Here is a 17,132-nt window from a genome sequence, read left to right on the forward strand (position 1 = left end):
CAGTAAAATATTCTCTCAAGTAGTATGTTCACTATTAAAACCGTGGTATCTTTTCTAGACCGCGTATAGCGTAATCGGAATAAAAAATAATAAAAAATTCTCTTCAGAGTAATAAAAGGAAATCATTATGAAAATGCTCTCTTCCAACGTTTATGTTGGCCCTAATATTTACGCTCATTTTCCTGTGATTCGCCATATTGTAGATATTGGTATTTTGGAAAAGTATCCTTCAGTTAAATTGGGTACAGAATTTATTGATGGATTAATCTCAAACCTGCCAAGTTTAGATCAGCACGGCTGCTCATATGGTGAGCCCGGTGGCTTTATCAGACGATTAAAAGAAGATGAAGGTACTTGGATTGCCCATATTTGGGAGCATGTTACGCTTGAACTACAATGTGTAGCGGGTACAGAAGTTACTTTTGGTAAGACGCGCACTACCGGCACTGCTGGCGAATACAATATGGTTTTCCAGTATAAACAAAGAGATGTAGGTTTAGAGGCCGCAATTTTAGCTCGAAAACTCCTCATTTCATTAATGCCTGAAAACGTTAAAGCCCAGTTACAAACTACGATAGAAGATGATTTTGATTTTCAGCAAGAAATGGCTGATTTTATTCGCTTTGCACAACGCAAACAATTTGGTCCTAGTACCCAATCATTGGTGGATGCGGCAGAAAAACGCGACATTCCTTGGTTACGATTAAACGAATATAGCTTGGTTCAGTTTGGCCATGGTAAGTACCAGCAACGTATACAAGCCACTATTACCAGTGAAACCAAGCATATAGCAGTGGAAATATCCTGCGATAAAGAAGACACTCATAATTTACTCAACGACCTTGGCCTGCCAGTTCCACAACAACGTATGGCGTATTCAGATGTACAAGCGGTAAAAATGGCAAAAAGCATCGGTTATCCGGTGGTTTTAAAACCGTTAAATGCCAATCATGGTCGTGGTGTTTCGATTGATTTAACAACGGAAGAACAGGTAATAACCGCCTTTGCATTTGCCCGTGAGCATGGCACAAGCCGTGCCGTTTTAATTGAATCGTTTTTAACTGGATTAGATCACCGTATGTTAGTCGTTAATGGTGAATTAGTCGCGGTAGCCAAACGTGTGCCAGGCCATGTTATTGGTGATGGCCTTAATACTATTAGTCAATTAGTTGATATTATTAATGAAGATCCACGACGAGGTGTTGGTCATGAAAAAGTATTAACGCAGTTAGAATTAGATACCCAAGCCATGCGCTTATTAGAAGAGGCCGACTTTACCGAAGAAACAGTATTACCTAAAGGTGAAATATTCTACCTTCGCTCGACTGCAAACTTATCTACCGGTGGTACAGCCATCGATATGACCGATGTAGTACATCCTGATAATAAAACGATGGCTGAGCGAGCAGTACAAGCTGTAGGTTTAGATGTGGGCGGCGTTGATTTTTTAACTGCTGATATCACACAATCTTATAAAGACATTGGTGGCGGTATTGTTGAAGTGAATGCCGCACCAGGTTTTAGAATGCATGTCGCCCCAAGCGAAGGCAAGCCAAGAGATGTTGCCGGAAAAGTCATTGATATGCTGTTTCCACCAGCCCTACCTACGCGTATTCCTATTGCCGGTATTACGGGCACAAATGGTAAAACCACCACGTCGAGAATGCTCTCTCATATTTTAAAAAATGCCGGGCATGTTGTTGGTATGACTTCTACCGATGGGGTTTATGTTGATGGTCAGTTATCTGTTAAAGGTGATATGACAGGTCCAGTGTCATCGCAAATTGTGTTACGTGATCCTTCAGTAGATATTGCCGTGTTAGAAACCGCACGAGGCGGCATTGCCCGTTCAGGTTTAGGTTATTTAGAAAGTGACGTAGCCGCTTGTATCAATGTTCAAGAAGATCATTTAGGACTCAGAGGCATAGATACCCTTGAGCAACTTGCTGAAGTTAAACGTATTGTTGTTGAAGTGGCTAAAGACAGTGTTGTGCTCAATGCTGATGATCCACATTGTTTAAAAATGGCCGACCATACCAAAGCAAAACATATTTGTTATGTCACCATGAATACTGGCCATAGCTTAGTACGCGAGCATATTCGTGCTGGCGGTCGAGCGGTGGTATTAGAAAAAGGTATCAACGGTGACATGATCACTATTTTTGATAACGGTACTCATATTCCATTACTTTGGACGCATTTAATTCCGGCAACCTTAGAAGGCAAAGCACTGCACAATGTACAAAACGCTATGTTTGCAGCTGGTTTAGCTTATTGTCTAGGCAAGCCGTTAGATTCGATTCAACAAGGGTTAAGAACCTTCACCACCACCTTTTACCAAGCACCGGGTAGAATGAACGTATTTGACGAGCATAACTTTAGAGTGATACTTGATTACGCCCATAATGCTGATGGTGTGCGTTGTATGAGTGAGTTAGCTAGCAAGTTAGAAGTCAATGGTAAACGTATTACGGTGTTAGCAGGGCCAGGTGATCGTCGTGATGAAGATATCGCCAATATTGCTAAAGCTGCGGCAGGTCATTTTGATATTTACATCTGTAAGGCTGACGATAATCGTCGAGGTCGTGGTGTAGATGAAGTGCCTCAAATGTTAGCGGCAGCTTTAAAAGCTGAAGGTATTAAAGACTCACAAATATATTGTATTTCAGACGAAGTAGAGGCCATAGAAAAAGGTCTTGAATTAGCGAGTGCTGATGATTTATTAATGGTATTTGGCGATGCTATAACACGTTGTTGGAAACAAATTATTAACTTTAATGGTGTTAATGAACCTGAGCATGAAGCAGAGCAAACACCACGTCAAACCGTTGTTTCTATGCTAGAAACTAACGAGCCTGACACTTTTGTTTTAGAAACAGGCATGAAAATTGTGACCGATGAACGAGGCGTTCGTTTGGTATCAGAGCATGATGAAGAAAGTGACTAATCTCAGCTAAAAGAGATAAAACCTTTGGTGACGACTGAGTAAGCTATGCTTTTTGTTGCAGCTTCATATTAAGAGTTATTGTTAACTAGATAACTCTTAATATGAAGCTCAGCCTGAGCATGATTTGCTCAAACGTTCTAAAACTCACATCTTGAAGTCATTTGGGTATATATGAATAGAGAAAATATAATACTGACATTAGATGATAATCGTCGGTTGACCGGTAAAAATTTATTATCAGATCAGCCAGGTGCGATTATTGACGCGTTTGTTAACGGTATTGATAAACTTATCGTGGTAAATATTTGGTCGATTTATGCTAACCGATTACTCAAAGCGGTAAATTGGCCAAATGAAAAAATCTACTCGCGAATATTTGAAGATGGCATCACAATTGCCATAAGTGCGCCACTAGATGCACTTTATGCTGCTTGTGATTTAAATGAAATGGCGTGGCAGTTAACTTGCGAAGAGTTAACTCACACTGAGAACCAAGAAGAAATTTCAGTAGCAATTGAACGCTTAAAGTTAACGATTGCCGAAGAAGCAAATCCAAAACTGCTTGAGTTAATTAAACAATCAAAAGCTCATAATATTGTCTATTTAGTTGATGACGACGAATTCTCATTGGGTTATGGCACTACTGCGCAGTGTTGGCCCATAAGCGCATTACCTGAGCCAGAAAATATAAATTGGTCACAATATAAATCGATACCACTGGCTTACGTTACTGGCACGAATGGTAAGTCGACCAGTGTACGCATTATGTCGCAAATTATTGAGCAAGCAGGTCAATGTTGTGGAGTAACCTCAACAGACTTTATTCGAGTGGGTGATAATATTATTGACCACGGCGATTATTCAGGCCCTGGTGGGGCAAGAATGCTATTGCGCCATCCCGATACTCAAACAGCTATTTTAGAGGTTGCTCGCGGTGGTATTCTACGCAGAGGTTTACCGATAGATAATGTTGATGCTGCTTTAATTACCAATATTGCAGAAGATCACTTAGGCCAATATGGCATTAATACCGTTGCAGCATTGGCTCAAGCGAAAGCTGTTGTTGCTAAAGGTTTACTCAGTGACGGACAAAGCAAAGGCACGTTAGTACTTAATGCCGATGATAAAAATTTAGTGGCTTTGGCACCTGAATTACTGGTGAATAAGTGCTGGTTTTCTTTGCATGAAGACAATACAACACTGCAGCAACACAAACAAAAAGGTGGTGCTGTTTGTTTTGTGCGTGATCAACAATTGCTGTATTCGTTTCAGTATGAAGAGTCGATTATTATCGCGGTAAACGACATTCCAATGACCCTAAACGGTGCTGCATTACACAATATTCAAAATGCGCTGGGGGCTATTGGTTTAGCTAAAAGCTTAGGTATAGGAGATAAAGCAATTACAGCAGCATTATCTATTTTTGCCAGTAATAGTAAAGACAACCCCGGTAGAGGTAATCAGTTTAAGGTAAATAATGCGCAAGTGATTATGGACTTTGCTCATAATGTTCATAGCATGGAGGCCATGGCGGTTACCACGGCAAACATAAAAGCACAGCGTAAATTTTTAATGTTAAGCCATGCGGGTGATCGAACAGACAATGAAATCATCAACTTGACGAAAACAGCGTTAAAAATGAATCCTGACTTTATTATTGCTGCTGAAGTTCAACCGTATTTACGTGGTAGAGAGTTAGGGGAAGTACCTCAGTTGATTGTTGATACAGCGCTAGCTCATGGCATGAAAAAGTGTAATATTTTTACTTTTAACAGCCCATTGTCCGGCGCAAAGTATGTAGTAGAACAACTACAAAAAGACGATTTAGCTTTACTCATGGTGTTATCAGAGCGCGAAAACATAACCGCATTATTACATGAAAAATCAATATAGCGTTTGTTAAGTGTTCATTAAAAAATGAAATAATCTAAAGCTTGCTGATTTACCAGCAAGCATAGGTTTCCTCCTCAAATAAATACTATCCACCCTGTAGTTTTCTCTTAACAACCGCACAAATGAGTAGGTCAACTTTACATATATGGAAAATGACTTAATATAAAGCCTATATTTTACAAACTATTAGCATAACTAATCGATAACATCTTTTTGATATTCGTTATGCTAAATAAGCTTGGTTTATATAGTAAGTTGTACTATGACTGTAAATAAACTTTAACGTCAAAATAATCGTATTCTATTGACTGTTAGTCGTACTCTTTGAGGCCCAAATCAGTCGTCGTTATCGTATTTGTGAATTCAGTATCAGCACGATTACTTTTTTGTAAATTTATATTGGTAATGTGGGTTGGGTATTTTGGTTTATCTTTTGGTAATACATCTGTGTGTATTTACTCCAAGAATATAGCTAAATATGCACAAGCGCCTGCTGTGACTGACACTTTCCTTTCAAAGCTGCTGCTATAGTTGCTACGTTAACTATGTCGTTAATCAACTTGTCTCGTTTATAAACTTCATCTACGGTCTAAAAATTAATCATAACAAGAGCAACTATTGAGTAATAAAGTGACTGTACTTACCTGTAACGTAGAAATAACGCAGAAAAATCATAAGGATTATTAACTTTTTGTAACGATATTTAAACAATAAAATAATCATTATAAAATTCAATGCGTATCAAAAAAATTTCTTCACAAAATTAATGAAATTGTAGATTAAAGGTTTAAATATTAACGTTAATTACGTACATCTACCTCATTGGTAATAACAGAGGAGTTGTTTTTTATGTTGTTTTGGTAATGATGGTTAATTGACATCTAATCATTAATTGGTTAGATTTGAGTCAGATTGTGGTAAATGGGTTTTACGTTTTAAACAATACTACTATAAAACATAATAAGTGGAACTTGGGGAGAGTGACGTGAAATTGAATAAAATTAGTAACGTTCTAAGAGTAAATAGGTTTAATTCTAAAGGTACGTCGGCATTGTTAAGCTCGGCATTTGTTACCTTGTTAGCCGCACCTGTATACGCTGAAGAACAAGCAAGCACAAATGAAGTTGCTAAAGAAAGCAACATTGAAGTTATTGAAGTTAGTGGCATGCGAGGCACAATGACTCGCTCGCTTAATGAGAAAAAAAATACCGCCGCTATTGTTGACGCTATTGCTGCGGCAGACTTTGGTGACTTACCGGGTTTATCTTTAGCCGATATTATTGAAAATATTTCAGGCGCCTCAAGTCATCGTTTAAAAGGTAGCCAAAACGAAGTCTCTATTCGTGGTTTGGGCTCTTACTGGGTTATGCAACATTTAACGGTCGTACTATTACAAACGCTGGTACAGGTCGTGCGGTAAACTTTAAAAAATTCCCATCAGACTTAGTTGATAAAGTTGTTATTTATAAGTCACAACAAGCAGATTTAGTTGAAGGTGGTACATCTGGAACTATTGAAGTTGCTGCACTACGTGCTATCGATTACGGTAAAAATGAAACTACTGTAGAAGCAACGGGTATCTACAACTCATATTACGGCAATGTAGATGGCGAAAATGTAAATCCATGGGGTAACAAATTTGTTATTTCTACGGTTAGAAGCTGGGAAACCGAAGACTTTGGTAATATGGGTTTCACATTAGGGGTTGTTTCGTCTGACGACTCAAACCCTGAAGAAAACTACGGTGGTAGTTCTCAAATGCAAGCCTGTGCGCTTAAAGACGCTTCGGGTAATACAATAGTGCCAGATGAAAATGAGTGTGACGATGGTAACCAAGCGGTTTCTAGTGGTCGTCAAGGCTCAAGTCCTCAACTTGGAAAAGACACTGAGCTGTCAGACTTTGATCAAAGTTCAATTTTCTACGTACCTAATGATGCTTATTGGCGAACAGGTGAAGATGAAGATTCTCGCACCAGTGTTGTTGCTACTTTTCAATGGCAACCTAATGATCAGTGGGATATTAACTTCGATTACCAAAACTCTCGTTTGGAATATACTGAAGAACGTATGGAGTTTGGGATTGATAACCGTCGAAGAAAACTAGCCGATCATATCATCGCTGAAGATCACACTTTGCTTTATGCAACCGGTGAAGCTAAGCCTCAACTTTTAGGTGAAAGCAGAAATCAAGTAGACGATTATGATGGTGGTGGTATTAATTTTGAGTATTACCCAACAGATAACTTAAAACTAGCAGCAGACTTTTCATACTCAAAGTCATATCGCTATAGAGTTCGTCATCGTTCAAAATTCAAATCAGAAAGCCGTTATCAATACGAGTTTGACGCTCGTGATACCAACGTTCCTACCCTTACATGGTTAGATAACGACCGTAATGGTGTTGGTGATGATGGTTACAATGCTTCAGAAGTGTTTGATCCAAATAATGTTCAGTCTTTCTTAAGTGCTGATGGTGGCGCATATGCTGAATACCGCCGTGCGAATGATGAGCGAGAAGATAAAATTTTAGCGTTCAAATTTGATGCTGAATATACGCTCGATCATGATATTTTTGCTAATATTAAAGCCGGTGTTCGTTTCTCAAAAGAAAACTTAATTGACGAACAAACTAACGATGTTTCTTTACGTTTGAGTGATGGCAGTCAAAAAACTGGCTCAACTGATACTGAAGATGATAACTGGGACGAGAACAATGTTGCCAGTTACTTAGCTTTAACTGACGGTATTGTGAGCAATTGTTTTAATAACCATCAAAACGATAATTTATTTGACGAAGAAGGCGGCGGTGCTGGTGATTTCGTTACCTACGATGCCAAATGTTTTATTGGACAAATGTTAGGTCAAATTCCAGGCAATAACGGCGATACAAGCTTTTATGATATTGGCGAACGTAACGATAAACGTGACGGTGCCGATCGTATTGTAGAAGAAAAAATCAGCGCTATTTATGCCATGGCTGATATTGATACTCAATGGGGCGATTACCCGGTAACTGGTAATGTTGGTGTACGTGTTGTTAAAACTGAAACGCACTCTGACGGTTACGGTGATAAAGTTTTTATTACTACGGCTGAAGACGGTACGTTTAAAACAGAAATTAACACTACAGGCGAAATTGAAGATGTAACACTTGATTCAAGTTACACCGAAGTATTACCGAGCTTAAACTTAACATTCCAACTAAATGACGAATGGTATTTGAAAACAGCGCTTTATAGAGCTATGTCTCGTTTCCAAATGAATGCTATGTCTGCAGGTGTTAGCTACGATATTTGTACTTCATCAAGTGAAGACGAAAGCTGTAATAATAATTACTCAGAATCAATTACCAGTGGTTCAGCTAACGGTAATCACATGAAGCCTTATTTATCTAATAACGTTGAGGTTTCACTTGAGTATTACCCAAGTAATGATGCCGCGGTAACGTTAGCTGTTTATAATAAAAGCTTTACTGGCGGTTATGAAACGGTACAAGAAGATAGAGATATTACGATATCACTTGATGGCGTAGACACAATATTTGCAGATGTAACACACTCTACAGTACAAACATCAAACGATTCTTCAACCATTCGTGGTGTTGAGTTAACGGCTCAAAAACATTTTACTGAATTACCAGGAATTTGGAGCGGTTTGGGTGCGAAGATTGCCTATAACTATGCAGAGTCAGATTTTGTAACGCCAGAACCAGGTAGCCCAGGTTTAGTTCCTGATGCAAACCTATTTGGTTTCTCTAAAAACGTAGCTTCTGCTTCTGTTTACTGGGAAGGTGATCAACTGTCAATGCGTTTACTTTATAAGTATCGTTCAAAGTATTTTCAACCGAATAACTTGCCATTCCCAACACGTTCACACCGTTATGTACAAGACAGTGATTACGTAGATTTCAACATCAAGTATAAAGTGACTAAAAAAGTATCAGTATCTTTAAAAGCACTTAACATATTAGATGAGCCACAAGTGATGACACGTGGTAACGACTCGACTATATCTGATTACTCACGCTCAGGCCCTAAATTCTATTTAGGCGTTAAAGCTAAGTTCTAATAGATAGTTAGCTTCTAATCTATAGTAAGTCAAAGTTTAAGCCCTGTTTACGCAAGTAGACAGGGCTTTTTTGTTATTAAAATTTTTAACTCTGTTCTTATTGCGTACCTACTCTTATTACTGGTTTGTAATCACTATTACGCAATATAATCGCTTTTTTTACTTTATGTTTGCTAAGTCAAAGGTGCAATAGTAAATATTAAGATTAAAGATAAGTCCGTTATTTAATAACTGATTAGGCACTGAAAAATCGTCCCTGTTTTGATCTCTTGTATGGTTTTATTCGTATAGTATTTTTTAAGTTTAAGAACTATAACGATGAAACGTGCTTTGTACTTTGTGAAAAAAGATCTCCGTATTAATGACAATGCTGCACTAAATTTAGCTAGTCAAACTGACAAACTACTTTGCGTATATGTTGTAGATGAACAATGGTTTAAAGAAAGTAACTTTCAATCAAAGCCTTTAGGCGAAGCTAGATGGCAATTTTTACAAAACTGTTTAAGTGCTTTTGATCAGCAATTACAAAAGTTTGGTCAGCAACTTTATATCGTATATGGAGATACTTTATCTACATTAATTCAGCTCTGTGAAAAGTATCAAATTACTGATTTTATAACGACTCGCTTACCAGGTACTTATGAAAATAAACTTATAAGTCAACTGAGTGCAAAACTGCCTAGATTAACTGTTAATCAAGTTGAGCAATTCACTTTATTTGCTGAAAAATCTTTGCCATTTAATCTAGAAAACTTGCCAATAAGTTATTCAAAATTCAGAAAATCAATGGCTAATATTACGATTAGCGCACTAGCACCACCCCCTCAATATTTGCCTAGTATGTTTGATACGCTGCCGGCAGCAACAAACTTTATGCCTAAATGGCTACCGGTTAAAGCGTTTAAAAAATCTAAACAGGGGACTAATTTTAATGGCGGAGAACAAGAAGGCTTACAGCACCTAAAGCAATATTTTTCGTCAAATTTACCTTCAGACTATAAACAAGTCAGAAATAGTTTAGACGGTTGGAAAAATAGCAGTAAGTTATCCGCTTGGTTAAGTTATGGCTGTATCTCTGCAAGACAAGTGGTTAATTCAATCAACCACTTTGAACAACAGCGAGGTAAAAATAGCTCAACTGAATGTTTGTATTTAGAAATATTATGGCGTGAATACTTTCAATGGTTACACTATAAAGTAGGTGCTAAAACATACCAATTTAAAGGGATTGCAGCACAACGCCCGCTTACCACGTTTTATACTGAACGATTTAATAAATGGTGTTTTTCAGATACACCTTACCGTTTAGTTAACGCTTGTATGAATGAGTTACGACTTACCGGTTATTTAAGTAATAGAGGTCGCCAAATTGTAGCAAGTTGCTTGGTTAACGTGCTAGGAGTTGATTGGCGTTATGGTGCAGCGTGGTTTGAAGAGCGCTTAATAGATTATGATGCTGCGGTTAATTGGGGGAATTGGCAATATATTGCAGGAGTAGGGGCTGATCCCAGAGGTGGTAGACATTTTAATATAGAAAAACAAAGCGAAACTTTCGATCCTGAGGGAGTGTATCAAGCTAAGTGGACAAACGAAGATCAAGCTACTAGCCAAACAGTAGACACTGTAGATGCTTCCGATTGGCCTGTTATACAAGTCAGTAATAATGGCAGCTGATATGCCAACAGATAATGTAGACATTGCTCTAAATAATCATAAGCAAAATGATGAAGTTAATATTGTCTGGTTAAAGCGTGATTTAAGGCTTAGCGATCATGAACCGCTTGCTGCATCTATTAAGTCAGGGCTAACACTGCTTTATTATGTTTTTGAACCGTTACTTATAGCAGACCCTCATTATGATGAGCGACATTGGCGTTTTATTTTACAATCTATTCAAGACATAAATACGCAATTAGCGTCCTATAATACCGCGGTTTATGTTTACTATGGTGAGGTAATAGCTGGTCTAAATGAAATTCAAAAAAGATTTAAAATATCGAGTTTATATAGCCATGAAGAAGTAGGCATATTATCTACTTTTGAGCGAGATAAAACGGTTAAATCATGGTGCAATTCGCAAAATATTACTTGGTTTGAAAGTGCGTCGGGTGCGGTAAGTCGCGGCAAGAAAAATAGAAATAATTGGGATAGTCATTGGCATAAAGTAATGAAAGCAGAACCACACCAGCCAACTCTGTCTAGTGCCGTATTCGTAAACAATGAAGTTTTAGTTAATTTAGCTAAGCCTTCTCTACCACCTACATGGTATACCCATGATGAATTTATGCTAAAAGGCGGAGAACTTTGGGCTCATAAAATGTTGCAGTCATTTTTAACAGAGCGAGGTAAAAACTATCATTACGATATTTCTAAACCGCATGAAAGTCGCAAAAGCTGTTCACGCTTATCACCCTATTTAGCTTGGGGAATATAAGTGTTAGACAGTTTTATCAGCGTATTTTATTGAAAAAATCTGAAAGTGGTTGGAAAAAACCCATAAATGCTTTGGCTTCTCGTCTGCATTGGCATTGCCATTTTATACAAAAATTTGAAAGCGAACACCAAATGCAATGGCGCCCAGTAAATAAAGCTTATAGTGAATTAAGCTACCCTAAAATACATTGTGGTCTCACTGTTGAAGAACGATTAACTAAATGGCGAGAGGGTAAAACTGGATATCCACTGGTAGATGCATGCATGTTGTGTTTAGTGAAAACAGGTTATATAAACTTTCGTATGCGAGCAATGTTAGTCAGTTTTTTATGTCACCATTTATTGCTTGATTGGCGCTTAGGCGTTACACATTTAGCAAAGTTATTTCTCGACTTTGAACCTGGTATTCATTATCCACAATTTCAAATGCAGTCAGGAGTAACGGGTACTAATATTATTCGAGTGTACAACCCAGTTAAGCAATCGTTAGAGAAAGATAAAGAAGGCAGTTTTATCAGAAAGTGGTTGCCAGAATTATCAGAAGTGCCAAATGAAATGATACATACACCTTGGGATTTATCGCCAATGGAGCAGCAGCTTTATCGATGCGAATTAGGTGTGAATTATCCTCAACCTATGGTTGATATTAATGAAACTGGAAAGATTGCCCGTGATTTATTGTGGGGGTTTCAAAAGCGAATAGACACAAAAAAAGAAAGCCAACGTATTTTGTCAAAGCATGTTCGAAGAGCTAAAAAGGTTAATAAATTATCTCCCACTAATGCTTTAATAAATTTAAGTGATCAAAAAGTTGAATGAAGTTTTAAATGCATAAAAAATTATTATTACCTCATAAAATCTGTCTTACCTGTCAAAAAAAATTTATATGGCGGAAAAAATGGCGAGCGTGTTGGGAACAAGTACTTTATTGCTCGCAGCGCTGTAGGCGTAACAAGCAAGTTAACCAGAGTACTAATTAAGTTTAGTTAATAACGTCTTAAAAATTGGACTCAGTGCTAATTTGACATAATAAAATAATTTTAAGGAAATTTATGAAGGCAAAGCACCTTAGGCTTTTATTAGGCGACCAACTCAATCCCATGCACAGTTGGTTTGAAAAGGTTGATAGCGATGTGGTGTATGTTATAGCCGAACTTCACCAAGAGGCTAATTACACTAAGCACCATATCCAAAAAATAAGCGCATTTTTTGCCTCCATGGCCGATTTTGCGAACCAACTTGAACGTGCAGGGCACCAAGTTTGCTACTTAACGCTAGATGATACTGAAAAACATCAAGATCTTCCTGCACTTATTGAATCATTAATGACCAATTTTTGCTGCGAAAGCTTTGCTTTTCAACGACCAGATGAATATCGACTACGTACACAATTAAATACCATGAAGCAGCAACTTTCCCAAACGGTTGTTGAGGTAGATAGTGAACATTTTTTGCTACCATTTGAAGAATTACCAAGCCATTTTCAACAAGCTACACACGTGCGAATGGAGAATTTTTATCGCTACATGCGAAAACGCTTTGCAATTCTCATGAATGGCTCAAAACCTGAAGGCAATGCCTGGAACTTCGATGCAAATAATAGACAGTCATTTAAACGCTCTGATCTTAAATTTATTCCGAAACCGTTAATATTCGATAACGAAGCCGATGAATATTTACAACGAATAAAAAAACATAACATTAAAACTATCGGACAAGAGTCAGCAAATGTTACATACCCGATTAATCGTGAACAATCATTGTCATTGCTGCAGTTTTTTTGCCAGCATCAGCTAGCCAACTTTGGGAATTTTCAAGATGCGATGACAGTAGCTTCACCCTACGCTTGGAGTTTATATCATTCGCGGCTTAGTTTTTCTCTCAATTGTAAAATGTTAAGCCCAGCAGAGGTAATTCAAACCGCACTTGACGCTTACCAAAACTCAGCGGGTGCTATAACACTAGCTCAAGTTGAAGGATTTATTAGGCAAATTTTAGGCTGGCGGGAATATGTCAGAGGGATGTATTGGGCAAATATGCCTAATTATGCAGAGCAAAATTTTTTAGCGGCTAATCGTAATCTACCTGACTTTTTTTGGCATGGTAATACTCATATGTTGTGCTTAAAAAGTGCAATAACGCAATCTTTAGAACATGCTTATGCACACCATATTCAACGGCTAATGATCACCGGTAACTTTGCTTTGCTGGCAGGCATATCACCAAGCCAAGTAGATGATTGGTATTTAGGCATATACATAGATGCGATTGAATGGGTAGAGCTGCCAAATACACGCAGTATGGCGCTTTTTTCTGATGGCGGCTGGATTGCAACAAAGCCTTACGCGGCTAGCGGCAATTATGTTAATAAAATGAGTGATTACTGTAAAGGTTGCCAATATAACGTGAAAGAAAAGATAGGGCCAAATGCTTGCCCACTTAATAGCTTATATTGGAATTTTATTGACCATAACTATGATAAGTTTTCGACCAACCATAGAATGAGTTTTCCTATTCGTAATTGGGATAAAATGGCTACCGAGCAAAAAGATGAAATAAGGGTAAAAGCGGCTGAGTTATTAAATAATTTAGATGGTTTATAGTTTCAAACTTATTGTAAAGAAAGTATGAGTGTTTTGCTATGAGCACTCTTGGTGCCGCTTGTATCGGGGTGTAGTTGAATTATAAACTAGCCATTCTTTTCTTAGGTTGCCTTGCTAATATGTTTGGCCATCTACCTTATATTAGAGAGAAAAATATAATATCGACAAAAAGTAATGCCGTGGGAGGAAATATATTAATCATTCCTTTTTTTACTATTGTTATTTATTGCAAATCAGCAAGTTCTTCCCTTCAAACAACCCTGATTAATCGCTTGAAGGTGATTTTGCTGATTATGTAACTAGAAAAATTTAACGCTTGCTTGGCTCTCAAAAGATGATATCGGCTATTTTACCTTGGTAAATTTATTATAATCTTCAACAGATGCACTTTCTTTACATTCGGCTTTTAGTTGTACTTCACGGCTATCATTATATTTTTCTAGAACAAAATAACCTTCTCGACAGAACATTTTTAAAATACTTAAGCTGGAAACACGTTGTTGAAAATGCTCTTCTAATGCTTGATTACGTTCGTTATTTTTTTTGTTGGGCGATTTGTTGTTTTCGCTTTGTCCTGCCCCTTTTTTACCCGGACCCTTGGATTGTTTTTGTCTGCCAATATTTTCAGCCATTTTTTCATCCTGCTCATCTAACTGTTTATTTTGTATCGCTATTGAAAAATTAAATACCTTAGACCCATCAGGCAATATTTTTGTTTCCAAGGATTCTTGATAACGATTGTTTTTATGATCTGAGCGGTCAAAACCCGATGAACATGCTGTTAGGGAGTAAATAAAAATAGTGGTTAGTATTAATTTAAATATTGATGAGGACATAAGGTTTTCCAGCATTAAAGCATGCACAAAAGCGTGCATGATAGTGTAATTAAACTACTGTAAAGATAAGTCAAACTAGGTAAAGGTAAGTAAATATTGAGTGAAAACCTTACCCTGTTTATTCTTGTGTGAGCTTTACGATACCCAGCTTTAAGTGTTAAATAACGCTACACACTTGACCTTAACGTTACCTCTAATACCCAATGCCTACTAATAATGAGAATATATTTTTGGCTTTTATTATCATTGATGTATTTTAATGCTTAGCAATAACTTATAAATAACACTCGGTATCTACACTCGGAATCTATTCGCTATATCTTGCATTGTGGTCGCTAAATAAGCTTGTTCTTTTGCAGTTGTTGCTATTTGTGATGCACCTTCGGTAGTGACTGTCGATTTATGCTCAATATTGACGATGCTCTTTGCTACCTCATTAGTTACAACTGATTGTTCTTCAATTGAGACTGCAATTTGCTCTGACATTGAAAAAATATGACTAATGGCGTCAGTTATTTCTTCTAGCGTTTGTTCAACATTTTTGGAGTTTTCTACTGCGACACTTGCCTTGAGCTGACTGTCTTCTATCACGCGATGGGCGGAGTTCACATCCGTCTGTAATGAGCCAATAAAAGTTTCGATCTCTAAAGTAGATTGCTGTGTGCGTTGAGCTAATGTTCTTACTTCATCAGCTACAACAGCAAAGCCTCGTCCTTGTTCACCAGCTCTTGCAGCTTCAATCGCGGCATTTAGTGCCAATAAATTTGTTTGTTCTGCAACAGACTTAATAACATCAACCACTTTGGTAATATTGCCACTACTTTCATGTAAGTTATTAATTTGTTGGGCTAAGCTGTCAATTTCTTGAGATAATACTTCAATCGAAGCATAGGAAGTTTGTACAACATTTAATCCGCTTTTTGCTTGGTTATCAGCCTCTCGTGCTGAATCTGCCGAAACTTGAGTATTATTGGCAACTTCTTTTATTGTTGCTGATAACTCTTCTACAGCGGCGGCTATAACACCAATTTCTTCTTGCTGTTCCTTTAATGTATGCGCATTGAACTCACAAGTGGTCGATGTTTCTTCAGCGGCGGCTGATAGTGTTAAACTCGAATTCGAAATATCATGAATGGTTTGTGAAAATTGCGCTAAAGTAAGGTTTAATGCCAGCGATATTTGCCCTAATTCGCTATTCCCTTGCAAATGAGTTCGAACAGTTAAGTCATTTTTATCTCTTACGCTTCTCATAACCTGAGTTAATTCGTTCACGCGAGAGGTTAAATCTTTAACTGATATTAAGGTAATTATACTCACCAAGACTAATAACGTTACCGTTAAAAAAACGCTAATGATTAATGTGGTAAATGCTCTGTCGTAGGTGTTTTCAACTAGTAGAAGTAAGCGACTAGTAATTTCATTTTCAGTTTTTTTCAATAAACCTATTCTTAATGTGGCTTGTTTAAACCAGTGCAATGCATCAACGTCAAAATTTGTTGCTTTATTTTCAGCAATTTTGCGTAGTTTTAATACTTCATTTATTGCAGGGTCTTGCATTTGTTCTTGATAGAATTCTTTATTTTCTGGTGTCGCTAAGGTTAAAAAATTAGCCATGTAGGTGTCTTGTTGTGTTACCAAAGAAACAAACTTAACAAACATACCATCACTAAATTTATCTAATGCAAAAGCATTGCTTAAAACTGCACGCTCAATACCAGCGCGCTCTTTACTTTGAAGAAAGTTATAATAGGCGATGGTTTGTTTAGTTATATTTGCATCATTACTTAATTCTGCAATTATTGATGTTACGGACAGTAGTTTGGCATTGAGTGTTGTGTAATAACTTAGTGCTTTTGCTGTATCTATGGTTAAACGATTTACTTGTGTTCTTATGGTTTCTAATTTGTCTAATTCTTTTATAATTTCTTGATTTAATTGTGTTACTAGAGTTTGTTGGAAGTGATTAGCGGATAAGAAATGTTGACGATCACTCACTCTAGTATCTGTTGCTACTCTCTGTTTACTTAGCTCATTGATGAATTTTAGCCCTTGTGAGCCAATAAAACCGGCGGTTGCTCCTCGCTCTTTTTGCAACTCATGCACTAACTCACTATAAGTAACAGACAGTTGAGTTAACTGAGCAAGGTTATCCATTTCATGATTAATAGCATAGTTTTGCTTCATTGAAGAAATACTTAACCACAAAAAACCAACTAGAGGTAATGCTAATAATAGGAGTATTCTATTTTTGAATGAAATGTCAGAAAATGTCACTGGATATCCTTTTCAGAGAAATAATGTGAGTTCTTAAGTTCACGTTACAGACGAGTATAGCCAAAGACAAATACTTGT

11 protein-coding genes are annotated in these 17,132 nt (G+C 37.3%); 9 read left to right on the forward strand and 2 right to left on the reverse strand.

Annotation, left to right across the window (positions count from 1 at the left end; translation table 11 throughout):
- Positions 1-127 precede the first annotated feature (127 nt).
- From cphA to DBO93_RS03090, 9 genes are all read left to right on the forward strand, one after another.
- Positions 128-2,947 carry a cyanophycin synthetase gene (cphA, locus tag DBO93_RS03055; RefSeq protein WP_108455010.1) on the forward strand — a complete coding sequence of 940 codons (2,820 nt, stop codon included), beginning with the start codon at positions 128-130 and terminating at the stop codon, positions 2,945-2,947.
- Positions 2,948-3,118: 171 nt separating this feature from the next.
- Positions 3,119-4,840, forward strand: coding sequence for a Mur ligase family protein (locus DBO93_RS03060; protein ID WP_239059098.1), 1,722 nt, complete (start codon positions 3,119-3,121; stop codon positions 4,838-4,840).
- A gap of 985 nt (positions 4,841-5,825) precedes the next feature.
- Positions 5,826-6,260 (forward strand): TonB-dependent receptor plug domain-containing protein, encoded by a 435-nt coding sequence (locus tag DBO93_RS03065; protein WP_162533710.1) that lies wholly within the window; start codon positions 5,826-5,828, stop codon positions 6,258-6,260.
- Positions 6,230-8,908 carry a TonB-dependent receptor gene (locus DBO93_RS03070; protein WP_239059163.1) on the forward strand — a complete coding sequence of 893 codons (2,679 nt, stop codon included), beginning with the start codon at positions 6,230-6,232 and terminating at the stop codon, positions 8,906-8,908. The genes DBO93_RS03065 and DBO93_RS03070 overlap by 31 nt, the downstream gene beginning before the upstream one ends.
- Positions 8,909-9,226: 318 nt before the next feature.
- Positions 9,227-10,582 (forward strand): DASH family cryptochrome, encoded by a 1,356-nt coding sequence (locus DBO93_RS03075; protein ID WP_108455013.1) that lies wholly within the window; start codon positions 9,227-9,229, stop codon positions 10,580-10,582.
- A gap of 1 nt (position 10,583) precedes the next feature.
- Complete coding sequence (locus tag DBO93_RS19175; protein ID WP_343215940.1) at positions 10,584-11,342, forward strand: deoxyribodipyrimidine photo-lyase; 759 nt, start codon at positions 10,584-10,586, stop codon at positions 11,340-11,342.
- 29 nt (positions 11,343-11,371) lie between these two features.
- Positions 11,372-12,160 (forward strand): FAD-binding domain-containing protein, encoded by a 789-nt coding sequence (locus DBO93_RS19180; protein ID WP_343215941.1) that lies wholly within the window; start codon positions 11,372-11,374, stop codon positions 12,158-12,160.
- An 8-nt stretch (positions 12,161-12,168) separates the two neighbouring features.
- Entirely contained in the window at positions 12,169-12,321 is a 153-nt protein-coding gene (locus tag DBO93_RS03085) for a DUF2256 domain-containing protein (protein ID WP_108455014.1), read from the forward strand.
- Between the two features lie 72 nt (positions 12,322-12,393).
- Positions 12,394-13,944, forward strand: a complete 1,551-nt coding sequence (locus DBO93_RS03090; RefSeq protein ID WP_108455015.1) for a cryptochrome/photolyase family protein — start codon at positions 12,394-12,396, stop codon at positions 13,942-13,944.
- Between the two features lie 344 nt (positions 13,945-14,288).
- On the opposite strand, the gene DBO93_RS03095 is transcribed toward DBO93_RS03090, so the two are convergent.
- Both DBO93_RS03095 and DBO93_RS03100 read right to left on the reverse strand, forming a co-directional pair.
- Entirely contained in the window at positions 14,289-14,780 is a 492-nt protein-coding gene (locus tag DBO93_RS03095; protein WP_108455016.1) for a hypothetical protein, read from the reverse strand.
- 294 nt (positions 14,781-15,074) lie between these two features.
- Entirely contained in the window at positions 15,075-17,054 is a 1,980-nt protein-coding gene (locus DBO93_RS03100; RefSeq protein ID WP_108455017.1) for a methyl-accepting chemotaxis protein, read from the reverse strand.
- Positions 17,055-17,132: the final 78 nt, after the last annotated feature.

This window comes from Colwellia sp. Arc7-D, from assembly GCF_003061515.1.
Classification (GTDB): domain Bacteria; phylum Pseudomonadota; class Gammaproteobacteria; order Enterobacterales; family Alteromonadaceae; genus Cognaticolwellia.